Origin of the sequence: Eggerthella sp. BIOML-A1 (assembly GCF_009875595.1) — a bacterium.
Classification (GTDB): Bacteria; Actinomycetota; Coriobacteriia; order Coriobacteriales; family Eggerthellaceae; genus Eggerthella; species Eggerthella lenta.
On record NZ_WWRZ01000007.1, the window covers coordinates 66,250 to 89,176 of the forward strand.

Here is a 22,927-nt window from a genome sequence, read left to right on the forward strand (position 1 = left end):
TACCCGAAAATGAAAACGACCGCGCCCTGCTCGCACGCGTTTTCCGGCATTTCACGCAAAGGACAGACGACAACGCGGGGCGCACCGGAAGCTCTAGAAGGCGGCGGACAGCGCGTTCGCTAGCGCCGCGCGCAGGCGACGGCGGCCGTGAACGACCGGCCGATCAGCTCTTCGGCGATGTCGGTGCCGTCAGGTTCGACGGGGCGCTCGCGCTCGAAAGAGCACAAGGAGAAGCCAGCGCGATCCACGGCGATGCGGGCGAATTCGGCTTGAGAGCGAGCGGCGCCGAACACGTTGCCCGCGCACGCAAACGCCTGCATGGCGGCGGTCGGAAGCGGCTCGTCCGCGAACACGCCCGCATGGTAGAGGAAGCCGTCCGGCGCAAGGACGCGCGCCGTCTCGCGCAGCGCCCCTTCGAGATCCCATGCCAGGTTCAGCACGCTGTTCACGATCACGACGTCGAACGACGCGTCCTCCACGCCCGCCGCGCGCAGGCCCTCGAAGCACCCCCGCGCGAACGCAAGCCGCTCGGCCCACGCGGCGCCCTCCGCGCGCGCGGCCGCGGCCGTCGCCTCCGCGCGGGCCACGCAAGCGGCGGAAGGGTCGACGCCCAGCACGAACCCGTCCGGCCCCACCCGATCAGCCAGCTTGTACGCGCCCTTGCCGTTGCGGCATCCCAGGTCCAGCACGCGCATGCCGCGCAGATCCTCGGGCAGGAGCATCTCGCACCTGCCGCTGTACCCGTCGCGCGGCATCTCCGCGTAGTGGGCCTCCGCATGCCGAAGCTCGAGTTCGTCCATGTTCGCTCCTTCCCTTCCGACCGTCGCCCCGCGCGCACGGCCCTCAGCGCGCGGCGACGGCCTGCGGCCAGCGGCCTTTTGCGATAGACGGTCGACGCTACCCCGATCTAGCGCAATTCTAACGCGGTTCTTACGCAAATTTGGCGCGGAACCAACGCAGATCCAACGCGTTTTCCATGCGGTTTCCACATCTCGTTACGCCTGGTAAACAGCATCGTCTCCCGGTCGATGAGGCTGAATCCCCCATGTTATTTTTCACTTCATGGATATCTATCTGAGTCATAGTTCGTCGCTGACGTTCTGGTCGTCTTTCGAAATCAGCTCGGGTGCGCTCGCGCGCTGTCAGGACTCCAGAAGCCCTTCCTGGAGAAAAGACGAACCGCTGCCCTCAGAATGCAAGGTCACCGAACTCCTGATCCGCGAGCTTGCCAGAATGCCGGAGCTCGAGGGCATCGCGCTCCCCCTGCACGTCATCGTGCCGAGCCAAGCGGCACGCAGCAGATGCGGGAAAGTCGCCTGCCACGTGAGCTCCGCAATGTTTCCCAGAGGATCGTTCGTACGCATCGCCCGCAACGTGCTTGCAAGCTCGCCCGAGCTCTGCTTCGTGCAAATGGCTTCGGAGCTGTCGCTTCCCGCGCTGATCAGGCTTGGATTCGAGTTGTGCGGCACATATGGAGTGGCAACGGTTGGAAAAGCGGACTTCCGGTTCGAGCGCCCCTTCACCACTCCCGCCCGCCTCGCGCGCTTCCTGGACAAAGCCGCGAACATGCCGGGAACCGTCAAAGCCCGAAAAGCCCTCAAGCACCTCGTCGCAGGCTCCGCCTCCCCGATGGAAACGACCATGGCCATGCTGCTCTGCCTCCCGCTCCGCATGGGCGGGTACGCGCTTCCCCAACCGCGTATGAACCACGCCGTGAACCCTCGAGGGCGATCGAGGCTCGCAGTCGATGACAAATGCTACTATTGTGATTTGATCTGGCCGAACGCGAACATCGCGCTTGAATACGACGGCCGCGAGCACCATGGAACCGTCAACAAGATGGCCGACGACGCGACACGGCGCAACAACCTGCTCGACCGCGGCGTCTCCGTCTTGACCGTCACAACAAGAACGGTCCGAAACCTCATCGAGCTCGATCATATCGCACGCACCCTGTCGAGGCAGCTCGGGTTCCGTCCGCGATGCGACCAGCAAGCGTGGCGCACCAAACAGCACGAGCTGCACGGCGAACTGCTGGGCTCCTCCTTCATGACGGTTGCCATGTGAGGGGAAAATCCCCGTCTGATGGTAAAAACGAAACGGTTGGGCAATCTCGAACCCTAGGAAAAGCGCGCCCGAGAGCGACGCGTGAAAGCAAACGGAGCATAACCCCAGGTGGCGGAAAAATCGATCGGCGAAGACGGTCCGGCCGAATTACCCAACCGATCGATTTCTACCGCACAGGGCGAAAAAGTGCGACACGCGCGCAAGAGCGCCGCTAAGAGACGGGAAAGACGAGGGCGACAGGACGCGCAGAAGCGCGAAGGCAGAGCAAAGGCGGGGGAGGCGCTGCAGGGAAAAGATGACAGGGACGAAAGATGCCGCAGGGACGCGCAGAAGCGCGAAGTCGCGGATCCAACGCGCGAAGGGCCGCATCTTGCTCGATGCGGCCCTTCGGCTAGGAGAGGGGATGGTGCGTGTCGCGCAGGCTAGGCAGCGTCCTGCTGGGAGCTGCCGGAGCCGCCGCCGAACAGGCGCTCGAGCATAGACTCCTGCGCGCTGTTCTGCTGGGTCGACGCGCTCTGGGAGCTTTCATCGGAGCCGAGCGTGACCTCGACTTGCTTGGTCTCGCCGTTGCGGTTCACGTCGAGCGTCACCTTGTCGCCCGGGTTCTTGGAGCGCACGTCCAGCATGAGGTCGCTGGCGGATGCGACGTCCTTGCCGTCGAACTTCGTGACGATGTCGCCCTCCTGCAAGCCGGCTTCGGCCGCGCCGGAGCCTTCGCTGACGGCCGCCACGTAGGCGCCTTCGTCAACGGACAGGCCGTAGCGCTTGGCGTTCTGCGCGTTCACGGTGGAGAGGGACACGCCGAGCTGCGCATGGGTCGGGGTCTTGCCGTCGATGATCTGCTGGGCGAGGTTCACCGCGTAGTTCACCGGGATGGCGAAGCCGACGCCGGAGTAGTTGCCGGAGTACGACGTGATCAGCGTGTTGATGCCGATGAGCTTGCCGTCCGCGTCGACGAGCGCGCCGCCGGAGTTACCGGGGTTGATAGCGGCGTCAGTCTGGATCATATTCGGGTAGATGGTGGATTCGCCCGTGCTGTTGCCGTACTGATCGGTGGAGGCGTTCACGATCTGAGAACGGCTCGTGGCCGACACGATGCCGGTGGCAACGGACTGCTCGAGGCCGAACGGGCTGCCGATGGTCATGACCCACTCGCCGATGACGAGCTTGTCGGAGTCGCCGATCTCGATGGGCGTAAGGCCGCTGGCATCCTTGGCCTTGATGACCGCGACGTCGGAGCTGGGATCGCTGCCCACGACCTCGGCGTCGTAGGTCTCGCCCGCGATGGTGACCTTGTACGCGCTGCCGCCTTCTACGACGTGGTTGTTCGTGATGATGTAGCCGTCGGCGGTGAGCACGACGCCGCTTCCCAGCGAGGACTTCGTCAGCGTGCCGGCTTCAGATCCGTTGCCGGCCCCAAAACCGTACATGCCGCCCGCATTGGACTGGTTCGTGTACACATCGATGGCGGCCACGGAGGGAAGCGCCTTCTGCGCGACAGCCTCTGCCAGCGTCTGGTCGGACTCGGCGTCGGTAGCGTTGATGCTGCCGGAGTTTTGCGAACCCAGCTGCGTCGCAGACGAAGAGGATCCGGAATCGTTACCGCCCGCAGTGGCTTGCCAGATGCCGAAGCCGCCCAAACCGATGGCGCAGGCGACGGCGGCACCGCAGAAGGCGAGCAGGAACGTGCGTCCGCCGTGCGACTTCTTCTCGACGGTCACTCCTCCTGCCGGATGCTGCGGGTGCTGAGGCTGCTGATAGTACTGCTGTTGCTGCTGATAATAAGGCTGCTGCCCCATGGGGGCGGCATGCTGGGCATGCTCGTCGCCCTGCGTCGGCGGCACGGGGCCGTTGCCGGGGGTGCTGCCATGCGTATCGGTCATGTGCTTCACGCTCCTTCGATTCGTGCTGGTCTATGATCGCCAAGCTTTTCATTTTTGAATGCCGTCACCTTAGCACGCTCCTTCCCAGATCAGAGACGCTTGCGAGCAAATGTCACCTTTGCGTCATGGAATTACACCATTTGGTGTACGGAACGCAACCGAGTTGTACACCCGCAGGCGCACGCGAGCGACGCATGCCGCCCGAACAGCCGATTTTCCGAAGAACTTTGCTACGCGAAGCAGGCGGCGCATGTAAGATACGAACGAACAACGATGCCGTCGGAGGAGATCGCATGGCTGAATCGCCGCGACCGCGCCGCAGCGCGGGAACATGGTTCCAATCCCTGTACGTCCGCGTGCTGTTGCGGTTGCTGCCGCATCTGATCAACGTCTTCAAGCACGTGTCGCCCAAGATCCGCGCGGAGGTTGATTACCTCGAGCCGGGCTATACGTTCATGTTATCCGTGAACGGGACGGATCTGGCGTGCGCATGCCGCCGCACCGCATCCGGCTCGTTCAAGCGCGTTCCTCCCGCCGCCATCGCCTCGGACGTGGAGCCCGGCAGCGGCCTGGCCAGCGCCGACGCGCAGGCCTTCACCGTCGACTACGTCATCGCGTTCCGGTCGCTGGCCTATGCGTTCGCCTGCTTCACCGGCGGCGTGACGCTGAAGGCGGCGCTCGCGCAGCGTGCGTTCTCCACGCGCGGGCCCAACAACACGGGCGTGGCCCTCACCTATATGTTCACGGCGCTGCTGAAGCTGTTCTTCGGTTGGCGCGCCGCGTACCGCACGCCGAAGCCGCTCGCACCGTCCGCCCCGCGCGCCTAGCGCTATCCAACCTGCAAGGAGAAGCCCATGCAAGGATTCGAATTCTGTTGCCCCACGAAAATCGTCTGTGGCGCGCATGCGCTGGACAAGCTGCCCGACGAGGTGGCCGACCGCGGCATGAAGCACCCGCTGGTGATGACCGACGCGGGCCTCGTGAAGCTGGGCGTGGCCGCGAAGCTGACCGGCGTGTTGGATGCCGCCGACGTGCCCTACGAGGTGTTCGACCAGGTGCCTCCCGACTCGTCGATGGACGTGGTAAACGAGGTGGCGCGCCTGTACGCCGAACGCGGCTGCGACGGGTTCGTGGCCATCGGCGGCGGCTCGGTCATCGATACGACGAAGGGCGCGGCCGCGTCGCTGGCCTGCGAGGGCGTGGACTTCGCCACGCTGCAAGGCTCGGAGATTCTGAAGGCCGACCTGCCGCCGTTCATCGCCGTGCCCACGACGGCCGGCACCGGCAGCGAGGTGACGCTGGTCGCCGTGGTGGCCGACACGCACAAGCATGCGAAGCTGTCGTTCACCTCGTACAAGCTGGTGCCGCACGTGGCCATCCTCGACCCCGCGCTCACCTCGTCGCTGCCGCCGAAGCTGACGGCCACCACCGGCATGGACGCGCTCACCCACGCCGTCGAGGCGCACACGTCCATCCAGAAGAACCCCGTGTCCGACGCGTTCGCCGCGAAGGCGGTCGAGCTGATCGCGGCGAACCTGCCCACGGCCTGCCGCAACGGCGCCGACACCGAAGCGCGCACCAGCCTGGCGCTGGCTTCGCTTATGGCGGGCGCGGCGTTCTCGAACGCCATGGTGGGCATCGTGCACGCCATCGGCCACTCGCTGGGCGGCCTCTGCCGCATCCCGCACGGCCAGGCCATGATGATGCTGCTCCCCCACTGCGTGCGGTTCAACCTGGATCGAGGCATCCACGCCGGACTCTACGGCCAGCTGCTGGACGTCCTCGCGCCCGCTCGCGCCGCGGCCTTGGGCGCCGGCGCGGCGCCGGAAGCGCTCGATCGCGCGTTCCTCGACGAGCTGACCGCCTTGAACGACCTGTTCCACCGCGAGTACGGCGTGCCGCTCACGCTGTCCGAGCTGGGCGTGTCGCGCGACGACCTGCCCGCCGTGGCCAAGCAGGCGCGCTACGACGGCGCCGCGCTGTACAACGAGACCGAGATCACGCTGGAGGACGCGATGGCCGTCCTTGAAGCCGCCTACTAAAGCAAGCGAAGGAGCCCGCATGACCGCCACCCCCTCCTACGAGAGCATCGCCGACGTCGAGGCCGCCGCGCAGAAGATGCGCGACTTCTTCCTGACCGGCGCCACGCTGGACGTCGACTACCGCCGCCAGGCGCTCGCGAAACTGAAGGCGTACCTCAAGGCGAATGAAGAGCGCATCCTGTCCGCGCTGACCGCCGACCTCGGCAAAGCCCCTTTCGAAGGCTACGCCACCGAGCTGGGCCTCGTCTACGACGAGATCAACACCTGCCTCAAGCACCTGAACAGCTGGTCGAAGCCGCGCCGCGTGCCCACCCCCATCGTGCACTTCCATTCCACGTCGAAGGTGCACCCCAGCCCCTTGGGCGTGGTGCTGGTGCTGAGCCCCTGGAACTACCCCGTGCAGCTGGCGCTCGTGCCCATGGTGGACGCCATCGCGGCCGGCAACTGCGTGGCGCTCAAGCCCTCGCGCACGTCGAAGCACACGAGCGAGCTCTTGCTCGATATCCTGTCAAACGTGTTCCCGCCCGAGTTCGTCTGCGGCTTCCCCGGCTCCGGCGCGATGAACGACTGGCTGCTGGAGGTGCGCTGGGACCAGATATTCTTCACCGGCAGCCCGAACGTGGGCCATGCCATCATGGAGGCGGCGGCGAAGCACCTCACGCCCGTGGTGCTGGAGCTGGGCGGCAAGAGTCCCTGCATCGTGGACGAAACGGCGAACGTGAAGCGCGCAGCGCAGCGCGTGGCCTGGGGCAAGGGCATCAACTGCGGGCAGACGTGCGTCGCGCCCGACTACTTTCTCGTGCACGAGCGCGTGGCGGACGACTTCGTGCGGCAGCTGGACGCGTGCTTCCACCAGTATTACGGCGAGGACATCCTCGCGTGCGACGAATGGCCGCACATGATCAGCCAACGCCACTTCGAACGCGTGATGGGGCTGATCGAACATCGCAACCCGGATGCCACGGTGGCGTTCGGCGGGCGCGGCGACGCAGGCACGCTGCGCATCGAGCCCACGTGCCTGCGCGGCGTGACGCTGGACGACCCCGTCATGAACGAGGAGATATTCGGACCGGTGCTGCCGGTCATCACGTACAAGACGCTGGACGAGGCGTTCGCCATCGTGCGCACGTTCGAGAAACCCCTGGCCACGTACGTGTTCAGCGACGACAAAGCCGTGCAGCAGCGTGTGATCCGCGAGCTGCCGTTCGGAGGCGCCACCGTCAACGACGTGGTCATCCACCTGGCGAACAACCACATGGGCTTCGGCGGCGTGGGCAACTCCGGCATGGGCGCCTACCACGGCAAGGTGGGCTTCGACTGCTTCACGCACTACAAGTCGACGCTGAAGAAGGGCACCTGGATCGAGATGCCCATCCGCAACCCCCCGTTCGGCGACAAGATCAAGCTGCTGCGCATGTTGATGCGCTAAACGCGCCCCACGCAACCGGCTATGCGCGACGCACGGCGTAGCCGGTTGCGATTTCCGTACGCTCCTTCTTGCACAAGGGTATAAAATTTTAAGTAAACCATGAGGATTATATCAGTTTGAACGAGACCTCATCCATGCAGATTTTCATGATTGTCACTTCCCAGAAAGGAGTGATCGATATGAGAGCAGGATTTATCGGAGCGGGGAAAGTAGGATTTTCCCTTGGAAAATACCTGAAGGAAAACGGCGTAGAGATTACGGGTTACTTCAGCAAATCACCGGAATCAGCTAAATCAGCAGCAGATTTTACTAACACAAAACTATATAAGAGTATAGAGAATATCTTAAGTGACAGTGATACCCTGTTTATTACTGTGCCTGATGGACAGATAAGCAAAGTATGGGATTATATGAAGAATCTGGATATTAAAAATAAAAATATTTGTCATTGCAGCGGTTCGATTTCATCAACCGTTTTTTTTGATGGTGAAAACCTCGGTGCAAATATCTATTCGGTACATCCCCTATATGCAATAAGTGATAAGTGCGAATCATGGAAACACTTGAATAAGGCTTATTTTACTGTGGAGGGTTCGGCAGAGAATCTAGATGAGATTAAGAGTATCTTTGAGCGAGCAGGAAATAAGGTAATCGCAATGGGAGCGGAAAATAAATCTCTTTACCACTGCGGTGCAGTAGTTGTAAGCAATCTCGTAAACGGACTTTTTCAAGTGGGGGCTGAAATGCTTGTAAAATGCGGCTTTGATAAAAAAGATGCAAAGAAAGCCTTAGTGCCTTTGTTTACTGGAAATGCCGACACATTGGCAGAAAAAGGGGTTGCGGCTGCCCTCACAGGTCCTGTTGAGCGAAATGATTTGTCGACTATCACAAAACACATTGAAGCTATTAAGGCAGCATGGATAAACGAGTCTGAGGAAAAGGTGGGATATGAGATGATATATCTTTTGCTTTCAGAAAAGCTTCTCAGTATTGCACAGGAAAAACATTTAGACAGTGACTATTTGAAGATGACGGAGGTAATTAAAAATGAAAAACACAGTATCCACTTTTAAAGAACAGAAGGTTAAGGGCGATAAGATTACAATGCTGACAGCCTATGACTATTCGACAGCTAAATTGATGGACCAGTCAGGTATTAACGGTATTCTCGTTGGAGATTCTCTTGGCATGGTTATGCTCGGATACGAAAATACTTTGCCGGTAACAATGGAAGATATGATTCACCATACAAGAGCAGTTACAAGAGGTGCCAAAGATGCCTTAGTAGTTGGAGATATGCCGTTTATGTCATATCAAGTTTCAGTTGAAGAGGCCATGTATAACGCAGGAAGACTTATGAAAGAAGGAAGATGTCAAGCAGTAAAGCTAGAAGGTGGAGCCTCTGTTTGTCCACAGATTAAAGCTATTACAGCTGCTTCAATTCCTGTTATGGCACATATTGGACTTACACCTCAGTCAGTGAACGTTTTTGGAGGCTTTAAAGTTCAGGGAAAAAGTGAAGAGGGAGCAAAGAAACTCATTGAAGAGGCAAAAGCTGTTGAAGAAGCAGGAGCATTTGCGATTGTTTTGGAATGCGTACCTGCAAAATTAGCGGAAATTATTTCTGAAAGCATTAATATTCCTACAATAGGAATAGGTGCAGGATCTGGCTGCGATGGACAGATTCTCGTTTATCAGGACATGCTTGGAATGGTCTCTGACTTTACACCTAAATTCGTAAAACAATTCGCAAAGGTAGGAGATGTAATGAAAGAAGCCTTTGCTGCATATATAGAAGAAACTAAACAGGGAAGCTTTCCAGCACCTGAACACACATTTAAAATTTCAGAAGATGTAATTAACAAGTTATATTAGGAGATAGAACGATGAAAATAGTAAAAACCGTAGATGAAGTGAGAGTTATAGTCAAAGAATGGAAGAAAGAAGGTCTTACAGTAGGTCTTGTTCCTACTATGGGATTTTTGCACGAAGGACATAAGAGTTTAATTACAAGGGCTGTTTCAGAAAACGATAGAGTTGTTGTCAGTGATTTTGTAAATCCGACTCAATTTGGAGTAGGGGAAGATTTGGAAAGCTATCCGAGGGATTTGGAAAGGGATACTATGCTATGTGAGGAGGCAGGTGCTAATTTAATATTTAATCCTGAGCCGGAAAATATGTATTTTGACGATTTTTCAACATATGTAAACATAGAAAGTCTTTCAGAGGAACTTTGTGGAAAATCACGACCAATACATTTCAGGGGTGTAGGCACAGTAGTATCTAAACTTTTTAATATTGTAAATCCCGACAGAGCTTACTTTGGTCAAAAGGATGCACAGCAGCTTGCGATTATAAAAAGAATGGTTAGAGATTTGAACTTTGATATCGAAATTGTGGGCTGCCCTATAGTTAGAGAAGAGGATGGTCTTGCAAAGAGTTCAAGAAATACATATCTAAGCAAAGATGAGAGAAAGGCGGCACTAATTTTAAGCAAAGCAGTTAAGCTCGGAGAAGATATGGCAAAAGCAGGAGAAAAAGATACAGATAAAATTGTATCAGAAATGATTAAGCTTATTGAAACTGAGCCTATGGCGAAAATAGATTATGTTCAGGCTGTAGACGCTGTTTCAGTTAAACCGGTCAAGGAGATGACAGCACCAGTACTAGTTGCCATGGCAGTTTATATCGGCAAAACCAGATTGATTGACAACTTTATTTACGAAGGTTAAACGGGGGTTAAATATGACATTTGAAATGTTAAAGGGGAAGATACACAGAGCTACAGTAGTTCAAGCAGAACTTGATTATGTAGGAAGCATCACTGTAGACGAAGACTTACTTGACAGTGCCGGAATTTTGGAGTATGAAAAGGTAAGTATCGTAGATATAAATAATGGGAACAGATTTGAGACATACACAATTGCAGGAGAAAGAGGCAGCGGAATGATATGTCTCAATGGAGCTGCTGCAAGATGTGTTCAGACAGGTGATAAGATAATCATAATGTGCTATGCACAGATGACTCCAGAAGAGGTAAAGAAAAATCCACCTAAAGTAGTATTTGTAGATGAGGATAACAAAATATCAAGAGTCGCAAGATACGAAAAACATGGTAAGCTATAAGACATGTAATTTGCAAATAAAAAAGGGCATTTCGGTAATTAAAAAATGTAAAAGGTGAAGAATATGTCATCTGCCCTCGTTGTGAGCAAGAAGTTTATAAAGAAGTAATAATTTATCCATTTTGTAACTTTGGCATAATGGCATGGCTTGAAGGAGAAAATGATGAAAATAGCAAACCAGTGAAAGATAAATCTAAGTAAAATCTCAGCTTAACAATTTAATATCTATATTTACAAAGCAGTTGGTCTTATGATTGACTGCTTTTAAAAAAGACACCGTTTAGGTGTGAGGTCTTTTTAGTGTTATTTATAGTCATATCAAGGCTCGTTTAATTATGGTAAATTCGTGGTAAAATGAGTGCTTTTCTATACTTCAAAATATTTGAAAGTATAGTGTTTATACGGATAATCAAAAATTAGATATAAAATTTGTTATAAATATATAACAAATTTTGCTAGGAGGCACGTATGGTTATGCAAGCCGCTTTGCCCCAGATCAGGCCCATCAGCGATCTGCGCACTCGTTTGAACGATATCGAGAACCTCGCTCGCGAGTCGCGCGAGCCCATCATCATGACGAAAAACGGCACCGCCTCGCTCATCGTCATCGATAGCGACGCTTATGACGAGCATCTGCATCACGAGCGCGCCGTGCGCAAGCTGCGCGAAGCCGAGATAGAAGAGAAGTATCGACCCGCCGCCGTCTCGTACGACGAAGTGAAGGCGCGCGTGGATCAGCTCATCGAAGCAGCGGAGCATCTCGGTGCGCACGATTGAGTTCAGGCCGCGGGCCAGCGTCGATCTCGATGGCATCCTCGTATACATCGCACTTACATTGAAGTCGCCGCAAGCCGCTCGAAATACCGCCGATGCCATCTTCGCCGCAATCGAGAGAGCCGCCGAGCTTCCCGAACTCGGCCAACCGTTCTTCGACGAAGATCTCGATCATCAGGGGTATCGCCGCGTACTCGTGAAGCGCTACTGGATCTATTACACCTACGATGCCCATACGCTTACCGTGCGTCGCGTGTTCCACACGATGCAAGACACCGACTGCTACGGGTTCGAGCTGCTGGACGACTGATCGCATCCGAAGCACGCGCCGCTCGCGCTGCGACGGGCGCAAGCGCGAATGCAAAGAACGCGACACCTTCAGAAACGGCGCCCTTAGCCTGCCACGCCCTGCTTGATGGTCTCCTGCAACCGAGCCAGGTGATCCTCGTCCTCGATCCACTGGTGGCTCAGCGTGCCCAGAGGCAAGTCGAAGCCGCACGCCTCCAACGCCGCAGCAACCTCGTCGGGACCGTTGGTCCCCCAACCGTAGGAACCGAACGGGATGCCCACGCGCCCCTCCCAGCCTGCTTTCGGCGAGAGGCCCTTGAGGTAGCACAAAAACGCGGCAACCGTGGGCATCATGCCGTTGTTCAGCGTTGGCGACCCTACGGCTACGAACTTCGCCGATAAAAGATCGGTCATGATGTCCGAGATATGGTTCGCCTTGAGGTCGAACAGCCGGGTGGGCACGCCGCACTCGATGAACGCCTCCACGATTTCGAGCGCCATGTCCTCGGTGGTGTGCCACATGGAATCGTACACGACGATAGCGCTGTCATCGGGGGCGAGCGAACTCCACCGCCCGTACTCCCCCAGGATCTCGGCCACATGGCTGCGCCAGATGACGCCGTGGCTGGGAGCGATCATGTCGACCTCGCACCCTTCGAACGACTTGAGCGCCTTTTGAACATGGCGCGAGTACGGCATGACGATGTTGGCGTAGTATTTCTTCGCCTGCGCCAGCACCTCGGGCAGGCCCACCTCGTCGTCGAAGTGCTTCGACGACGCGAAATGCTGGCCGAACGCGTCGTTGGAGAACAGGATGCGGTCGTATTCGGAATACGTGGCCATATTGTCGGGCCAGTGCACCATCATGGTCTGAGTGAAGGAAAGCGTTCGCTTGCCGATGCGCAGGGTATCGCCCGTCTTGACCGGCACGTAGCCGCGGTCGCCGTAATGGGCGGTCAAACCGTTCACACCGTGAGGACCGCTGGCGTAAATTTTCGCACGCGGAGCGAGGTAGGAAATGGCAGGAACCGCGCCGGAGTGATCTTGCTCTACGTGGTTGACGATGACGTGCTCGATACAGGCCGGATCGACCACCTCGCTGATACGCTCGATAAGTTCGCCGGCGAAAGCCGGTTTGCAGGTATCGATAAGGGTCACCTGCTCGTCCATGATAAGGTAGGCGTTGTACGTGGAACCGCGATCCGTCGTGTATCCGTGGAAGTTACGCTCGTTCCAATCGATGCCGCCCACCCAGTACACGTCGGGCTTCACCTTCACCGCATGCAGCATGGCCGCTCCTATCGTTCGCCGCCCCTCCCCCGACGGGGAGGGGCTCTCGTCTCTCGGCTGAAATGTTATCACATGGAAAGCAATTGCCGAGAGCTACCTCTTCTCCACCGGCACCTGGATCTCGGTGAGCCACTCCGATTCGGGAATGCCGCTCCATGATCGCAGCGATGCGGCATGCACGCCTTGAGTAACATGAGGAGGTTTTGCGACTCGTGAAACAATTCGTCAACGACTGACGTGTTTGAAGCGAAGGGCTTTCTCACGAATTTCTTTCAGGTTGTTTTCAACATCCGCCGATAAGCTAGAAGCAGGCCGACCCAAGAGAAAGGTGCGAGCATGGCTGCACAATCGCCCCGCAGACGCGCCTCGCGCATTCGAACCGCCGCCTACCGACGCCGGCTGTTCGCCCGTCAGACAAATCCGCTCGCCAGCCGCGAGCGCCCGATTTTCAGGCGAAGGCGCGGACGCTGGACCGCCGCACGCCTGTGCTTTTTCGGCGCGGCAGCGTTGTTGGCGGGCGCGGTTTCGTTTTCCATGCTGTCGTTTCCCCCGGCCGCAGCCGATATAGACGCAGAGAAGCGCGCGGCGCAGGACGTTGCTTCGTTGCAAGAAGACGTCTCGCATCCGCAACGCTCCGCCTCCCTGGAGGTGCCCGCCCTAGCGCAGAACCCCGAGCTGCCCACTGGCTGCGAGTCGGTGGCGCTAACGAACGCGCTGCTATCGCTCGGGTTCAACCTGGGAAAAACGGATATCGCCGACAACTGGCTTCCTTTGAGCGAAGACGACTTCGTGACGGCGTTCATGGGCGACCCGCATTCGACCGACGGCCACAGCTGCATGGCCCCGGCAATCGTCCGAACCGCCGACGCCTATCTGGCCGCGCAAGGATCTTCCCTGGAGGCGACCGACATAACCGGCTCGTCGCTCGACCAAGTACTCGATCAAGTGGCCGGCGGCAACCCCGTCATCGCCTGGTGCACCATAGGGCTGGAGCCGCCCGGCGCCGCCTACCGGACGGCGCGCGAAAACGGCCGCACCTACCGTCTATACGCGAACAGCCACTGCGTGGTGGTGAGCGGCTACGATTTGAACGAAGGCCTCGTGCTGGTCAGCGACTCGCTGGCCGGCCAGGTGAGCTACGATCTCCAGCAGTTCGCCGTTCGCTACTACGAACTGGGCGCGCAAGCCGTGGTCATCGAATAAGCGGCCGCGCGAACGCTCGCCTATTCATGCGCCCTGCGCAGCGCGGCGATCTCTTCGGCGTAGCCTGCGAGATCCGGGTTGGGGGTCTCCAGGTAGAACGGCAGGTCGCGCAGCTTCGGATGGTTCGTCACGGCGGCCAGGGCTTTGAAGCCGATCTCGCCTTCGCCGATGCGGGCGTGGCGGTCCTTGTGCGAACCGCGGGCATTCATGCTGTCGTTGAGGTGGATGGCATGCAAACGGTCGAGCCCGATCACACGGTCGAACTCCTCCAGCACGCCGTCGAGGTCGCCCACGATGTCGTAGCCCGCATCCCACACGTGGCACGTGTCCAGGCACACGCCCACGTGGCTCTCCAGCTCCACCTGCGCGATGATGGCCGCCAGCTCCTCGAACGTGCCGCCGATCTCGCTGCCTTTCCCCGCCATCGTCTCCAATAGCAACGTGGTGGTCTGATGCGGCAGCAGGCTCTGGTTCAGCGCGTCGGCGATCTTGGCGATGGCAACCTCGCACGGCTGGCCGACAGCGCTGCCGGGATGCATGTTGTACAGCTGATGCGGCGTCTCCTCCATACGGCCGAGGTCCTCGGCCAGCACCATGAGCGCGAAATCGCGCGTCTGCTGCTTGTCGGAGGCGGGGTTCAGCGTGTAAGGCGCGTGCGCCAGGATGCGCTCGATGCCATGCTCGGGCGCATAGGCGGCAAAGGCCGCGATGTCTTTCGGGTCGATGGCCTTCGCACGGCCGCCGCGCGGGTTGCGCGTGAAGAACTGGAACGTGTTGGCGTCGATGGACACGGCGTCCTTCGCCATGTGGAGATAGCCCTTCGCGCTTGAGAGGTGGCAGCCGATGGTGAACATGCCCGCATCCTTTCCGATGGTTTAATCGTGACGCACATAGTAGCATATAGGAGCGCCGGACCGAACGGCTCGTGTGCAATGTCGCAGGTTCTACGCGTTCGCGCGAGCCCGGTGGCATCCGATGGTGAACATGTGGCGAGATCCTTCCGATCAGGGAGCTTTCCCGCCATCGTAGCGCCCGGCCGTCGCCGCGCGGCACCGGCGAGCGTCGCTGAACCCACTTGTTGGAAGGCCGTTGAAGAACCGTGCAGCCGAGCGCAATCCGACCGAGCGGCGGCGAAGCGGCCGTACAGTCTGCGATAGCGTCGGTCGTCTGCAAGGTTCGCCCGACGCGCGCGGCAAGCCGCCGAAAACCCCGCGTTGACGCCCCCCCCCCCCCGGACGATCTATACTGGAAGGCGAGAGAGCCGCTGAAAGGGAGCGAACCGAAAGGACGCATCATGAAGAAGGGCTACATCGCCGTCGGCGTTCTGTTCGCTATCGACGTCGCCGTGACGGCGGCGTTCGTGGCGATCACGCCCGACCAGGTGCCGGTCCATTTCACGGGCGGCGAGATCGACCGCATCGGCAGCAGGTTCGAAAGCTTCACCGCGCCCGCTCTCGCGCTTGCGTTCGGCCTGTTCATGATGTTGCTTACGAGGTTCGGCGACGAAGGCAACCGCGCAACCATGATGAAGCTGACCGTCGGCATGCAGGCGATCTTCATCGCCGTGACGGTGTTCGCATCCCTGAACATCCTGTCGCACGACGTTTCGGATATCTCCCTCGGCGCTCCCGACGCCGGCATGTCGAAGATCGCCGCTTTCGTCATCGGCGCCACGCTGCTGTTCCTCGGCTACCTCATGCCCAAAGCGACCCGCAACTCGGCCTTCGGCGTTCGCCTGCCGTGGACCCAGAAAAGCGATGCCGCGTGGCAGAAAGGCCAGCGCTTCGGCGCGCGCACGTCCATCCCCGCCGGCATCCTCATGATCGTCTGCGGCATCCTCTTCGACGGCGATCTCGCATTCGCCGCCACCATGGTCGTTTTCGCAGCCTGGGCGCTCATCAGCATCATCGGCTCGTACTTCGTGTGCAAGGACATCGATGACTGAGCAGTTGGCGAATCTCCACCGTTTGTTCGAGAGCTTTCCGCTCAGGCCCATACACACATCGCCGCTTATCCACAAAGCAAACGACTACTATCACTGGAGCTACGAAGACCGGCGATACCTTTTCAACCGAATGTTCGCCTTTATACGGCACTGCCCCATTTCCTACCGCACCTTCATCGTCGAAAAGCGCCTATGGGAAGACAACTATCAGCTCACCGGTCGTTTAGCACGCGACCTCCACGCGTTTCGCGGGAAGCGGTTCGCCGGCTAGCGAACCGCTTCCGCAGCCGTTACAGCAGCACCCCCAGGGCCACGGCGATCGCAACGAGCGCGAGGGATCCCGCCATCGCGGCCACGTCGGCTGCGACGAATGGGTACTCCTTGTAGCCGCTCGCCGCGGTGCGCAGGTTGAAGCCGCGCACCTCCGCGGCGATGGCGGCGCTGTTGGTCTTGCGCACCGACGACACCAAAAGCGGCACGCACAGCGGCACCATCAGGCGCACCTTCCGCACGATGCCGCCCGCGTCGAACTCCACGCCGCGCGCCGTCTGCGCTTCCATGATGCCCTTCATGTCGTTCATGAACATCGGGATGAAATGGATGGTGGACGTGAAGGTGAACGCGTACTTGTACGGCACGTGCAGCACCTTCACCACGGCATTCGTGATGTCGTTCATCTTGGTGACGTAGAACACGAGGAACAGCGGGATGGCGGCAGCCACGAGGCGCACCACCGTGGTCAACGCCGCCAGCAGACTGCCCGTGCCGACGTAGCCCCACGGCAGCTCTACCAGCACCGCGCCGCTGGGCGTCGTGATCACCTGCACTACTGCCAAGATCAGCGAGAACGCGAACACCGCCTTCGCCAGACCGATGGCGGGCCTCACCATGCCGCACGTCGCGGCCAGCGCGAAGCCTGCCGCCAGCAGCACGGCCAAGAACGCGAGGTTGCTGGAGCAGAAGCACGCGAGCGCGAACGCCGCGGCCGCCGCCAGCTTGGCCACCGGGTTCATGCGATGCAGCGGACTGGTGCCGGGCACGTATTCCAGAAACGAGCTCATGCGCACACGCTCCTTTCGCTCATCCGAACTTCCTCCATGACGGCCGCGGCCATCTCGTCCACCGTGTTGGCGCGGCCGACGGGCCCGTCCGCGAGGCGCGGGATCTCGCGGCCCAGCTCAAGCGACAACTCCACGATCTGCGGCGGGACGAGCGAGGCGCGCTCGAGCGTTTCGCGGTTGCGCAGCACGTCGAACGTGGGAGCGTCGTCCACCACCTCGCCGCCGCTCATCACGATGCAACGCGCCGCGTAATCGGCCACCACCTCCATATCGTGGCACACCATGACCACCGTGGTGCCTCGCTCGTGGATGCGACGGATGATGTCCATGACCTTCACGCACTCGCAATAGTCCAGGCCGGTGGTCGGCTCGTCGAGCACCACCACCGGCGGCGCGAGCACCACGATGGACGCCAACGCCAACAGCTGGCGGGCGCCGCGGTTCAACAGGAACGGGTCGTCGTCGGGGTCGAAGGCGAACTCTTCGACGATCGCGTCGACGCGCGAGTCGGCGTCCGGCCCGTCCAGCCCCAGCGCTTTGAAGCCGAACAGCAGCTCCTCGCGCACCGTGTTGCAGCAGATCTGGCTGTCGGGATTCTGGAACAAAAAGCCCACGCGGCGGGCCAGCTCGCTGGTGCGCAGGTCGCTCGTGGGCACGTCATCGATGAGCACCTGGCCGGCATCGGGTTTGAGCAGACCGTTCATCAGGCGCATCGTGGTGGACTTCCCCGCCCCGTTCGTGCCGACGAACGCGACGAACTCGCCGTCGCGGATGGTGAAGCTCACGCCTTTCAGGATGGGAGCCGACCCGTCGTAGGACGCGTGCACGTCGCGGAACTCGATCATGCGAGCACCTCCTTCAACGCCTCGCGCGCCTCGCGCACGTTGCGGACGGGCGCGCCGGCGTACAGGCCTTCAGCGCGCAGGCGGTTCATGAGCGTGGTCGAACGCGGGCAGTTCACGCCGATGGCTTTCAGCTCGTCCGAATGTTCCAGCACCTGCGCGGGGGCGTCGGCGAAGCGTATCTTCCCCTCGTCGACGATGACCAGCATATCGGCGTACTGGGACAACAGCGCGATCTTCTGCTCCACCACCACGACGGTGGCGCCGTGCTCGCGCGCATAGCGCGCCAAGAGGTCGAACACAGTGCGCGAACTCAGAGGATCGAGTTCGGCGGTAGGCTCGTCCAGCACGAGCACCCGCGGGTTCAGCGCTAGGACGGATGCGATGGCCACCTTCTGCTTCTGCCCGCCCGACAGCGACGAGATCACGCGGTCGCGCACCTCGGAGATGCCCATGTCGGCCAGCGCCTGCGCCACGCGATCCTCGATCTGGTCGCGGGGCACGCCGAAGTTCTCCAGGCCGTACAGGATCTCGTCCTCCACGACCGACGTGACGAACTGGCTGTCGACGTCCTGGCAGACGCTGCCCACCAGCCGCGACACGTCGGTGAGCGCGACTTCGCAGGTGTCCAGCCCGTCGACGACGACGGAGCCGTAGAAGTCGCCCGGATAGCAATGCGGGATGATGCCGTTCAGCGCGTAGGTCAGCGTGGATTTGCCCGAGCCGGCCGCCCCGGTGATCCCGACGAACGCGCCGTCGGGAATGTCGAGGTTTATGCCGCTGACCACCGGGCGGTCGCCCTCGCGGTACCGGAACGTGAAGTCGCGTATCTTGATCATGAAAGAGTCTTTCTGGGGTCGCAGGTTGGCGTAGTGAGTCAGCGAGGCGGGCTGTTTCGCCGTTCGGAGAACGGCGAAACCCTAGCGCTTCAGCACCTTCTTCAGCGGCATGGCCAGGACTTGGACGAGGATGCAGTTGAACGTGGCGGTGCCGAAGACGATGGCGGCGTACGTGGCCAGGGCCACCATGACGTCGCCGCCCGTGGACACCACGTTGATGTAGACGGACAGCAGGGCGAAGGTGCCGCCGGACACCACCGTGGAGACGAACGTGTTCACCAGCGGGTTGAGGTCGAGCTTGCCGCCGATGCGCAGGGGCACCTTGATCAGCAAGCCGCAGGCGAGCGCGCCCAGGACCTCGGAGGGGATGTTCAGAAGCGGCGTAGCGTTCAACAGGGGGATCTGGCAGATGAGGCCGGCCAGCAGGCCGATGACCAGGGCCTGTCCCAGCTTCGGACGGGTCAGGATGATGGCCAGGCAGTACATCGCGATGATGAAGTTCGGCTTCATGCCCATCGACGAGAGCAGCGAGCCCACCGTCAGCTTGAGCACCGCGCCCGCGGCCAGCAGCACGGCGATGAGGATGAGGTCCTGCGTGGACAGGCCCGCCCTGCTCGGCGCCGCCGCCACTTCGCGCTTGCGCGGCGCTGACGCCTCGCCTGCCGTCGCCGTTTGCGTCGCAACCTCGCGCTTGATCTGCTGTTCCATGTTCCTCAATCCTCTCTTGGCGGAGTCCCCGCCGGTCGCGTGCCCCTCCCGGGGCGTCTGGTTTGCCGGCACGAACTTCGCGGACGAGGATCACTCCGCGCAATCAACCTCATGGCCTCGGCGCTGTGCGCCCCCGCAATGAAAAAGACCTGTCCTTCTCATCGAAGGACAGGTCTTGTAAACCTGCGGTGCCACCTTCACAGTTGATTCCGCGATGCAGAACCCTCTCACGAACATGCCAACACATGTTCTGCCCTTAACGCAGGCTCACGGTCCAGATACTCGGTCAGCCCGGCCGCTTGCGCGCCGCGCCTTCCTTTCCCCTTTCCCTCGGCGATCCATTTACCATCCAGCTTACTGCGGGAATCCCAGCTGCGCCCGCTCTCTGTGAGTGCTCATGACGGCTTGACCTTCGCCTCATCGGTTTCAAGGTATTAAGTTGTGGCGCAAACTATAGCACAGTGTTAGGAAAAGCTGTCAAGAAGTTTTTCACAGCATCCGTCGGACGTGTCCGGCGTGCCAAAGGGACGGGTGTCTTGACACACGCCCCTTTGGCACCATTCCCTTGATACCATCAAAGCGTGTCAAATCACCCGTCCCCTTGACACGCCTTGTCGCCGGCCGACAGGTACGCGGCGACAAGGCGGCGCGTTTCGGCCGCCGACGGCTCCAAATCGCCGCACACGGTCAGCATTGAGCGAGTGCGGGCGAGGCCGATAGCGGTCGACGACGCCACAAGCGCCTCCTCCTCCACCGAGCGATCCGTCAGCATACGCCGTTCGGGGCACTCGGCTAAATGCGCGCGCAAAGCGTCGGCCATGGAGCGCTGAATAGCCAATATGTCGCGCTGACCTTGAAAGAACAGCTGAGGCATGGAGCGCAGCGCTTCGCGTCGCAGGTTCACAATGCCCTCGTCCACGCCCGAAGCGGCGCCCGTTCCCACTACGCCGACCAACACGTCGAGGTAGCAGGCTTCGCTATGCTCTTCGAGGATGCGAACCAGCTGTTCGTCGTCGGGAAACGAGTCCAGACGACCCATGATGGCGGCCGCTTTCGATGGGAAGTAGTTGAAGAACGTCTTCTTGGAGATCTCGGCACGGGCGCAGATGTCCTCTACCGTCACGCCGTCGTAGCCCCGTTCGATGACCAGCTCTAACGCCGCTCGCTCCACCGAAAGCCTGGCTTTGAGCTTCTTACGATACCGCAGGCCTTCCGCCGACGGCTTTGTCTGTTCCACGTTGCGCGCACCCTTTCATCGCCGCGATGTGCCGTTTCGGTGCAGGGTACCACAACTTTACTGCCGAGCACTTTTCATCTACCGAATGAATATTTATACTGAGTGTAAATCACGTCAACCGCATGACAACGGGCGTCTTTGAAGTCGGGTTAGCTGCAAGCTCCCCTTCAAAGGCGTTTTTGTTCGCAGCGCACATTCGGAAGGAACAGGTATATGGGTTTAACGCGCAAGCAGATCGTCATGCTGGCCGTGCTGGTGTTCGGCACGTTCGTGACGGTTCTGAACCAGACCGTCGTCGCCCCGGCGCTGCCGTCGGTCATGACCGAGATGAGCGTCGACGCCTCCATGGCGCAGTGGCTCACCACCGGCTTCACGCTGGTGAACGCCATCATGATCCCCATCACGGCTTTCTTGACGGACCGCTTCACCACCAAGCGGCTCTTCCTCGTGTCCATGGTTATCTTCACGTTGGGCAGCTTCCTTGCGGGCTGGGGTCCCAGCTTCGTCGTGCTGCTGCTGGGCCGGCTCGTGCAGGCCGCCGGCGCGGGCATCCTCATGCCCCTTGTGATGACGGTGCTCATGTGGACGTTCCCCGTGGACAAGCGCGGTACGGCCATGGGCCTGTTCGGCATCGTCATCGCGTTCGGCCCCGCCATCGGCCCCACCGTGGCGGGCGTCATCATCGACCGCTACACCTGGCACGATATGTTCTACATCATCACCGCGCTGTCGGCCGTCGTAGTGCTTATCGGCGCGTTCGTGCTGCAGAAGGGCGGCGAAACGAAGAAGGACGTCACGCTCGACGTGCCCTCCGTCATCCTGTCGTCGCTGGGTTTCGGCGGCCTATTGTACGGCCTGTCCACCATCGGCTCCTACGGCCTGCGTGCCGACGCTATCGCCGGCACGCTCGTTGGCGCGGTAGCGCTCGTGTTCTTCTTCCGACGCCAGCTGAAGATGGAGAAGCCCATGCTGCAGGTGCGCGTGCTGCAGAACCGCAAGTTCCTCATCGCCACGATCATTGGCATGTTGGTGCAAGGCGCGCTTTTGGCTGCAGGCATCTTGGTGCCTATCTACCTGCAGTCGCTCATGGGCTACTCCGCCACCGTGTCCGGCCTCGTGTTGCTGCCCGGCGCCATCATCATGGGTGCCATGGGGCCCATCGCCGGCCGTCTGTTCGACAAGCACGGACCGCGCGTGCTGGCGCTCGTGGGCATGGGCGTGCTCACGCTGACTACGTTCTGCTTCGCATTCCTGAGCACCGAAACCGGCATCATCACCTTGACCCTTCTGTACACCGTGCGCCTGTTCTCGCTGTCGCTGGTGAACATGCCCATCACCACCTGGGGCATGAACGCGCTCGACAACGAGCTGGTGAACCACGGCACTTCGGTGAACAACACGTTCCGCCAAGTGGCGGGCTCGCTGGGCACCGCCATCATCGTTTCGGCCTCCACTATCGCCACGAACATGAGCTCCCGGACGATGACTCCCACGCAAGCCAGCATCTTCGGCATCGACGTGGCGTTCGCCCTAGCCGGCGCGCTGTGCCTCGTCGGCTTCGTCATGGTCGTGGCGCTGGTGAAGAACAAACCGGGCGAGGCCGCCGAGAAGGATCGGGACAACTCCCGCCGCACGGTGCTGGAGTCCATCATGAAGCGCGACGTGTACACGCTGCCCGCCAACGCCACCATGGCCGAAGCCATGCAGGTGCTGGTGGACCGGCACATCAGCGCCGCCCCGCTGGTAGACGAACAGGGCAAGGCCGTGGGCTTCGTATCCGACGGCGATATCATGCGCTACCTGTCGAAGCGATCGCAGATGCTGATGGACCCCGTGGTCATGATCATGCAGACCGTGGACGCCGACGGCGGCAACCAGGACTTCGCCCGCAAGCTCGACGAGCTCATGGGCATGCCGGCGAAGAGCATCGGCGCGAAGGGCATCATCGGCGTGGACGTGCATGCCGACCTTCCCGAAGTGTGTCGCGTGTTGGGCGAGAACCACTTGAAGAAGGTGCCCGTGCTGGACGAGGGCCAGGTGGTGGGCGTGATCAACCGCTCCGACATCACGCACTACTCCATGCAGCAGTACCTGGCCGAGCGCGACGCCGAAGCGGCGTCGAAACTGGAGCGCTCCGAGGAAGCCGCCGCGCTCCCCGACGACGAAGCGATGGCATCGTCCATCTAACGCGCCC

General features: G+C 60.0%; 23 protein-coding genes. 14 read left to right on the forward strand and 9 right to left on the reverse strand.

Annotated features, from left to right (window positions below):
- Positions 1–119 precede the first annotated feature (119 nt).
- The gene (locus GT590_RS10380) at positions 120–800 is read right to left on the reverse strand and encodes a methyltransferase domain-containing protein (protein WP_009609310.1); all 681 of its coding nucleotides are present in this window, start codon (positions 798–800) and stop codon (positions 120–122) included.
- 433 nt (positions 801–1,233) lie between these two features.
- On the opposite strand from GT590_RS10380, the gene GT590_RS10385 reads away from it, so the two are divergent.
- Positions 1,234–2,067, forward strand: coding sequence for a hypothetical protein (locus GT590_RS10385; protein WP_227111496.1), 834 nt, complete (start codon positions 1,234–1,236; stop codon positions 2,065–2,067).
- Positions 2,068–2,489: 422 nt separating this feature from the next.
- On the opposite strand, the gene GT590_RS10390 is transcribed toward GT590_RS10385, so the two are convergent.
- Positions 2,490–3,950 (reverse strand): S1C family serine protease, encoded by a 1,461-nt coding sequence (locus tag GT590_RS10390; RefSeq protein ID WP_009609330.1) that lies wholly within the window; start codon positions 3,948–3,950, stop codon positions 2,490–2,492.
- Between the two features lie 293 nt (positions 3,951–4,243).
- Between GT590_RS10390 and GT590_RS10395 the strand changes: the two genes are divergently transcribed.
- The 9 genes from GT590_RS10395 to GT590_RS10435 all read left to right on the forward strand — a co-directional run bounded on the left by GT590_RS10395 (position 4,244) and on the right by GT590_RS10435 (position 11,630).
- On the forward strand, positions 4,244–4,777 hold the full coding sequence (locus GT590_RS10395; RefSeq protein WP_009609320.1) for a hypothetical protein: 534 nt from the start codon (positions 4,244–4,246) through the stop codon (positions 4,775–4,777).
- A 27-nt stretch (positions 4,778–4,804) separates the two neighbouring features.
- Positions 4,805–5,992: an iron-containing alcohol dehydrogenase gene (locus GT590_RS10400; RefSeq protein ID WP_009306600.1), complete on the forward strand. Its 1,188-nt coding sequence runs from the start codon at positions 4,805–4,807 to the stop codon at positions 5,990–5,992.
- Positions 5,993–6,011: 19 nt separating this feature from the next.
- Positions 6,012–7,421 (forward strand): aldehyde dehydrogenase, encoded by a 1,410-nt coding sequence (locus GT590_RS10405; protein WP_009306602.1) that lies wholly within the window; start codon positions 6,012–6,014, stop codon positions 7,419–7,421.
- 179 nt (positions 7,422–7,600) lie between these two features.
- Entirely contained in the window at positions 7,601–8,494 is an 894-nt protein-coding gene (locus GT590_RS10410; protein ID WP_009306604.1) for a Rossmann-like and DUF2520 domain-containing protein, read from the forward strand.
- Entirely contained in the window at positions 8,469–9,296 is an 828-nt protein-coding gene (gene panB / locus GT590_RS10415) for a 3-methyl-2-oxobutanoate hydroxymethyltransferase (protein ID WP_004847068.1), read from the forward strand. The genes GT590_RS10410 and panB overlap by 26 nt, the downstream gene beginning before the upstream one ends.
- Positions 9,297–9,307: 11 nt before the next feature.
- Positions 9,308–10,153: a pantoate--beta-alanine ligase gene (gene panC / locus GT590_RS10420; RefSeq protein ID WP_004847070.1), complete on the forward strand. Its 846-nt coding sequence runs from the start codon at positions 9,308–9,310 to the stop codon at positions 10,151–10,153.
- A 13-nt stretch (positions 10,154–10,166) separates the two neighbouring features.
- Positions 10,167–10,547, forward strand: coding sequence for an aspartate 1-decarboxylase (gene panD, locus GT590_RS10425; protein ID WP_004847071.1), 381 nt, complete (start codon positions 10,167–10,169; stop codon positions 10,545–10,547).
- 467 nt (positions 10,548–11,014) lie between these two features.
- Positions 11,015–11,323: a type II toxin-antitoxin system Phd/YefM family antitoxin gene (locus GT590_RS10430; RefSeq protein WP_009306606.1), complete on the forward strand. Its 309-nt coding sequence runs from the start codon at positions 11,015–11,017 to the stop codon at positions 11,321–11,323.
- Complete coding sequence (locus tag GT590_RS10435; protein ID WP_009306607.1) at positions 11,310–11,630, forward strand: type II toxin-antitoxin system RelE/ParE family toxin; 321 nt, start codon at positions 11,310–11,312, stop codon at positions 11,628–11,630. The genes GT590_RS10430 and GT590_RS10435 overlap by 14 nt, the downstream gene beginning before the upstream one ends.
- An 83-nt stretch (positions 11,631–11,713) precedes the next feature.
- Here GT590_RS10435 and GT590_RS10440 read toward each other — a convergent pair whose 3' ends face one another.
- Entirely contained in the window at positions 11,714–12,898 is a 1,185-nt protein-coding gene (locus GT590_RS10440) for an FprA family A-type flavoprotein (protein ID WP_009306608.1), read from the reverse strand.
- A gap of 336 nt (positions 12,899–13,234) precedes the next feature.
- On the opposite strand from GT590_RS10440, the gene GT590_RS10445 reads away from it, so the two are divergent.
- Positions 13,235–14,101: a C39 family peptidase gene (locus GT590_RS10445; RefSeq protein ID WP_009306609.1), complete on the forward strand. Its 867-nt coding sequence runs from the start codon at positions 13,235–13,237 to the stop codon at positions 14,099–14,101.
- A 20-nt stretch (positions 14,102–14,121) separates the two neighbouring features.
- Here the strand turns inward: GT590_RS10445 and GT590_RS10450 are convergent, their stop codons facing one another.
- Positions 14,122–14,955, reverse strand: a complete 834-nt coding sequence (locus GT590_RS10450; RefSeq protein WP_009306610.1) for a deoxyribonuclease IV — start codon at positions 14,953–14,955, stop codon at positions 14,122–14,124.
- A 440-nt stretch (positions 14,956–15,395) separates the two neighbouring features.
- On the opposite strand from GT590_RS10450, the gene GT590_RS10455 reads away from it, so the two are divergent.
- Together GT590_RS10455 and GT590_RS10460 are read left to right on the forward strand one after the other, a co-directional pair.
- Positions 15,396–16,046, forward strand: coding sequence for an SdpI family protein (locus GT590_RS10455; protein ID WP_161171077.1), 651 nt, complete (start codon positions 15,396–15,398; stop codon positions 16,044–16,046).
- Entirely contained in the window at positions 16,039–16,317 is a 279-nt protein-coding gene (locus GT590_RS10460; protein WP_035577784.1) for a hypothetical protein, read from the forward strand. The genes GT590_RS10455 and GT590_RS10460 overlap by 8 nt, the downstream gene beginning before the upstream one ends.
- A 19-nt stretch (positions 16,318–16,336) precedes the next feature.
- Here the strand turns inward: GT590_RS10460 and GT590_RS10465 are convergent, their stop codons facing one another.
- The 5 genes from GT590_RS10465 to GT590_RS10485 all read right to left on the reverse strand — a co-directional run bounded on the left by GT590_RS10465 (position 16,337) and on the right by GT590_RS10485 (position 20,733).
- Complete coding sequence (locus GT590_RS10465) at positions 16,337–17,107, reverse strand: energy-coupling factor transporter transmembrane protein EcfT (RefSeq protein WP_021409674.1); 771 nt, start codon at positions 17,105–17,107, stop codon at positions 16,337–16,339.
- The gene (locus GT590_RS10470) at positions 17,104–17,952 is read right to left on the reverse strand and encodes an energy-coupling factor ABC transporter ATP-binding protein (RefSeq protein WP_114519731.1); all 849 of its coding nucleotides are present in this window, start codon (positions 17,950–17,952) and stop codon (positions 17,104–17,106) included. Before GT590_RS10470 ends, GT590_RS10465 begins: the two co-directional genes overlap by 4 nt.
- Positions 17,949–18,788, reverse strand: coding sequence for an energy-coupling factor ABC transporter ATP-binding protein (locus tag GT590_RS10475; protein ID WP_114519732.1), 840 nt, complete (start codon positions 18,786–18,788; stop codon positions 17,949–17,951). Before GT590_RS10475 ends, GT590_RS10470 begins: the two co-directional genes overlap by 4 nt.
- 81 nt (positions 18,789–18,869) lie before the next feature.
- Positions 18,870–19,496, reverse strand: a complete 627-nt coding sequence (locus GT590_RS10480) for a tryptophan transporter (protein WP_009306615.1) — start codon at positions 19,494–19,496, stop codon at positions 18,870–18,872.
- Positions 19,497–20,085: 589 nt separating this feature from the next.
- Positions 20,086–20,733, reverse strand: a complete 648-nt coding sequence (locus GT590_RS10485) for a TetR/AcrR family transcriptional regulator (RefSeq protein WP_015761215.1) — start codon at positions 20,731–20,733, stop codon at positions 20,086–20,088.
- Positions 20,734–20,946: 213 nt separating this feature from the next.
- On the opposite strand from GT590_RS10485, the gene GT590_RS10490 reads away from it, so the two are divergent.
- Positions 20,947–22,920 (forward strand): MDR family MFS transporter, encoded by a 1,974-nt coding sequence (locus GT590_RS10490; RefSeq protein WP_114519733.1) that lies wholly within the window; start codon positions 20,947–20,949, stop codon positions 22,918–22,920.
- Positions 22,921–22,927: the final 7 nt, after the last annotated feature.

Excerpts from the sequence above, each read along its gene's own strand:
- panD (WP_004847071.1), top strand. The coding sequence starts at position 10,167 with ATGACATTTGAAATGTTAAAGGGGAAGATACACAGAGCTACAGTAGTT.
- GT590_RS10475 (WP_114519732.1), bottom strand. The coding sequence starts at position 18,788 with ATGATCAAGATACGCGACTTCACGTTCCGGTACCGCGAGGGCGACCGC.
- GT590_RS10440 (WP_009306608.1), bottom strand. The coding sequence starts at position 12,898 with ATGCTGCATGCGGTGAAGGTGAAGCCCGACGTGTACTGGGTGGGCGGC.
- GT590_RS10445 (WP_009306609.1), top strand. The coding sequence starts at position 13,235 with ATGGCTGCACAATCGCCCCGCAGACGCGCCTCGCGCATTCGAACCGCC.
- GT590_RS10465 (WP_021409674.1), bottom strand. The coding sequence starts at position 17,107 with ATGAGCTCGTTTCTGGAATACGTGCCCGGCACCAGTCCGCTGCATCGC.
- GT590_RS10430 (WP_009306606.1), top strand. The coding sequence starts at position 11,015 with ATGGTTATGCAAGCCGCTTTGCCCCAGATCAGGCCCATCAGCGATCTG.
- GT590_RS10410 (WP_009306604.1), top strand. The coding sequence starts at position 7,601 with ATGAGAGCAGGATTTATCGGAGCGGGGAAAGTAGGATTTTCCCTTGGA.
- GT590_RS10455 (WP_161171077.1), top strand. The coding sequence starts at position 15,396 with ATGAAGAAGGGCTACATCGCCGTCGGCGTTCTGTTCGCTATCGACGTC.
- GT590_RS10470 (WP_114519731.1), bottom strand. The coding sequence starts at position 17,952 with ATGATCGAGTTCCGCGACGTGCACGCGTCCTACGACGGGTCGGCTCCC.
- GT590_RS10450 (WP_009306610.1), bottom strand. The coding sequence starts at position 14,955 with ATGTTCACCATCGGCTGCCACCTCTCAAGCGCGAAGGGCTATCTCCAC.
- GT590_RS10400 (WP_009306600.1), top strand. The coding sequence starts at position 4,805 with ATGCAAGGATTCGAATTCTGTTGCCCCACGAAAATCGTCTGTGGCGCG.
- GT590_RS10405 (WP_009306602.1), top strand. The coding sequence starts at position 6,012 with ATGACCGCCACCCCCTCCTACGAGAGCATCGCCGACGTCGAGGCCGCC.
- GT590_RS10460 (WP_035577784.1), top strand. The coding sequence starts at position 16,039 with ATGACTGAGCAGTTGGCGAATCTCCACCGTTTGTTCGAGAGCTTTCCG.
- GT590_RS10390 (WP_009609330.1), bottom strand. The coding sequence starts at position 3,950 with ATGACCGATACGCATGGCAGCACCCCCGGCAACGGCCCCGTGCCGCCG.
- panB (WP_004847068.1), top strand. The coding sequence starts at position 8,469 with ATGAAAAACACAGTATCCACTTTTAAAGAACAGAAGGTTAAGGGCGAT.
- GT590_RS10385 (WP_227111496.1), top strand. The coding sequence starts at position 1,234 with ATGCCGGAGCTCGAGGGCATCGCGCTCCCCCTGCACGTCATCGTGCCG.
- GT590_RS10395 (WP_009609320.1), top strand. The coding sequence starts at position 4,244 with ATGGCTGAATCGCCGCGACCGCGCCGCAGCGCGGGAACATGGTTCCAA.
- panC (WP_004847070.1), top strand. The coding sequence starts at position 9,308 with ATGAAAATAGTAAAAACCGTAGATGAAGTGAGAGTTATAGTCAAAGAA.
- GT590_RS10490 (WP_114519733.1), top strand. The coding sequence starts at position 20,947 with ATGGGTTTAACGCGCAAGCAGATCGTCATGCTGGCCGTGCTGGTGTTC.
- GT590_RS10380 (WP_009609310.1), bottom strand. The coding sequence starts at position 800 with ATGGACGAACTCGAGCTTCGGCATGCGGAGGCCCACTACGCGGAGATG.
- GT590_RS10480 (WP_009306615.1), bottom strand. The coding sequence starts at position 19,496 with ATGGAACAGCAGATCAAGCGCGAGGTTGCGACGCAAACGGCGACGGCA.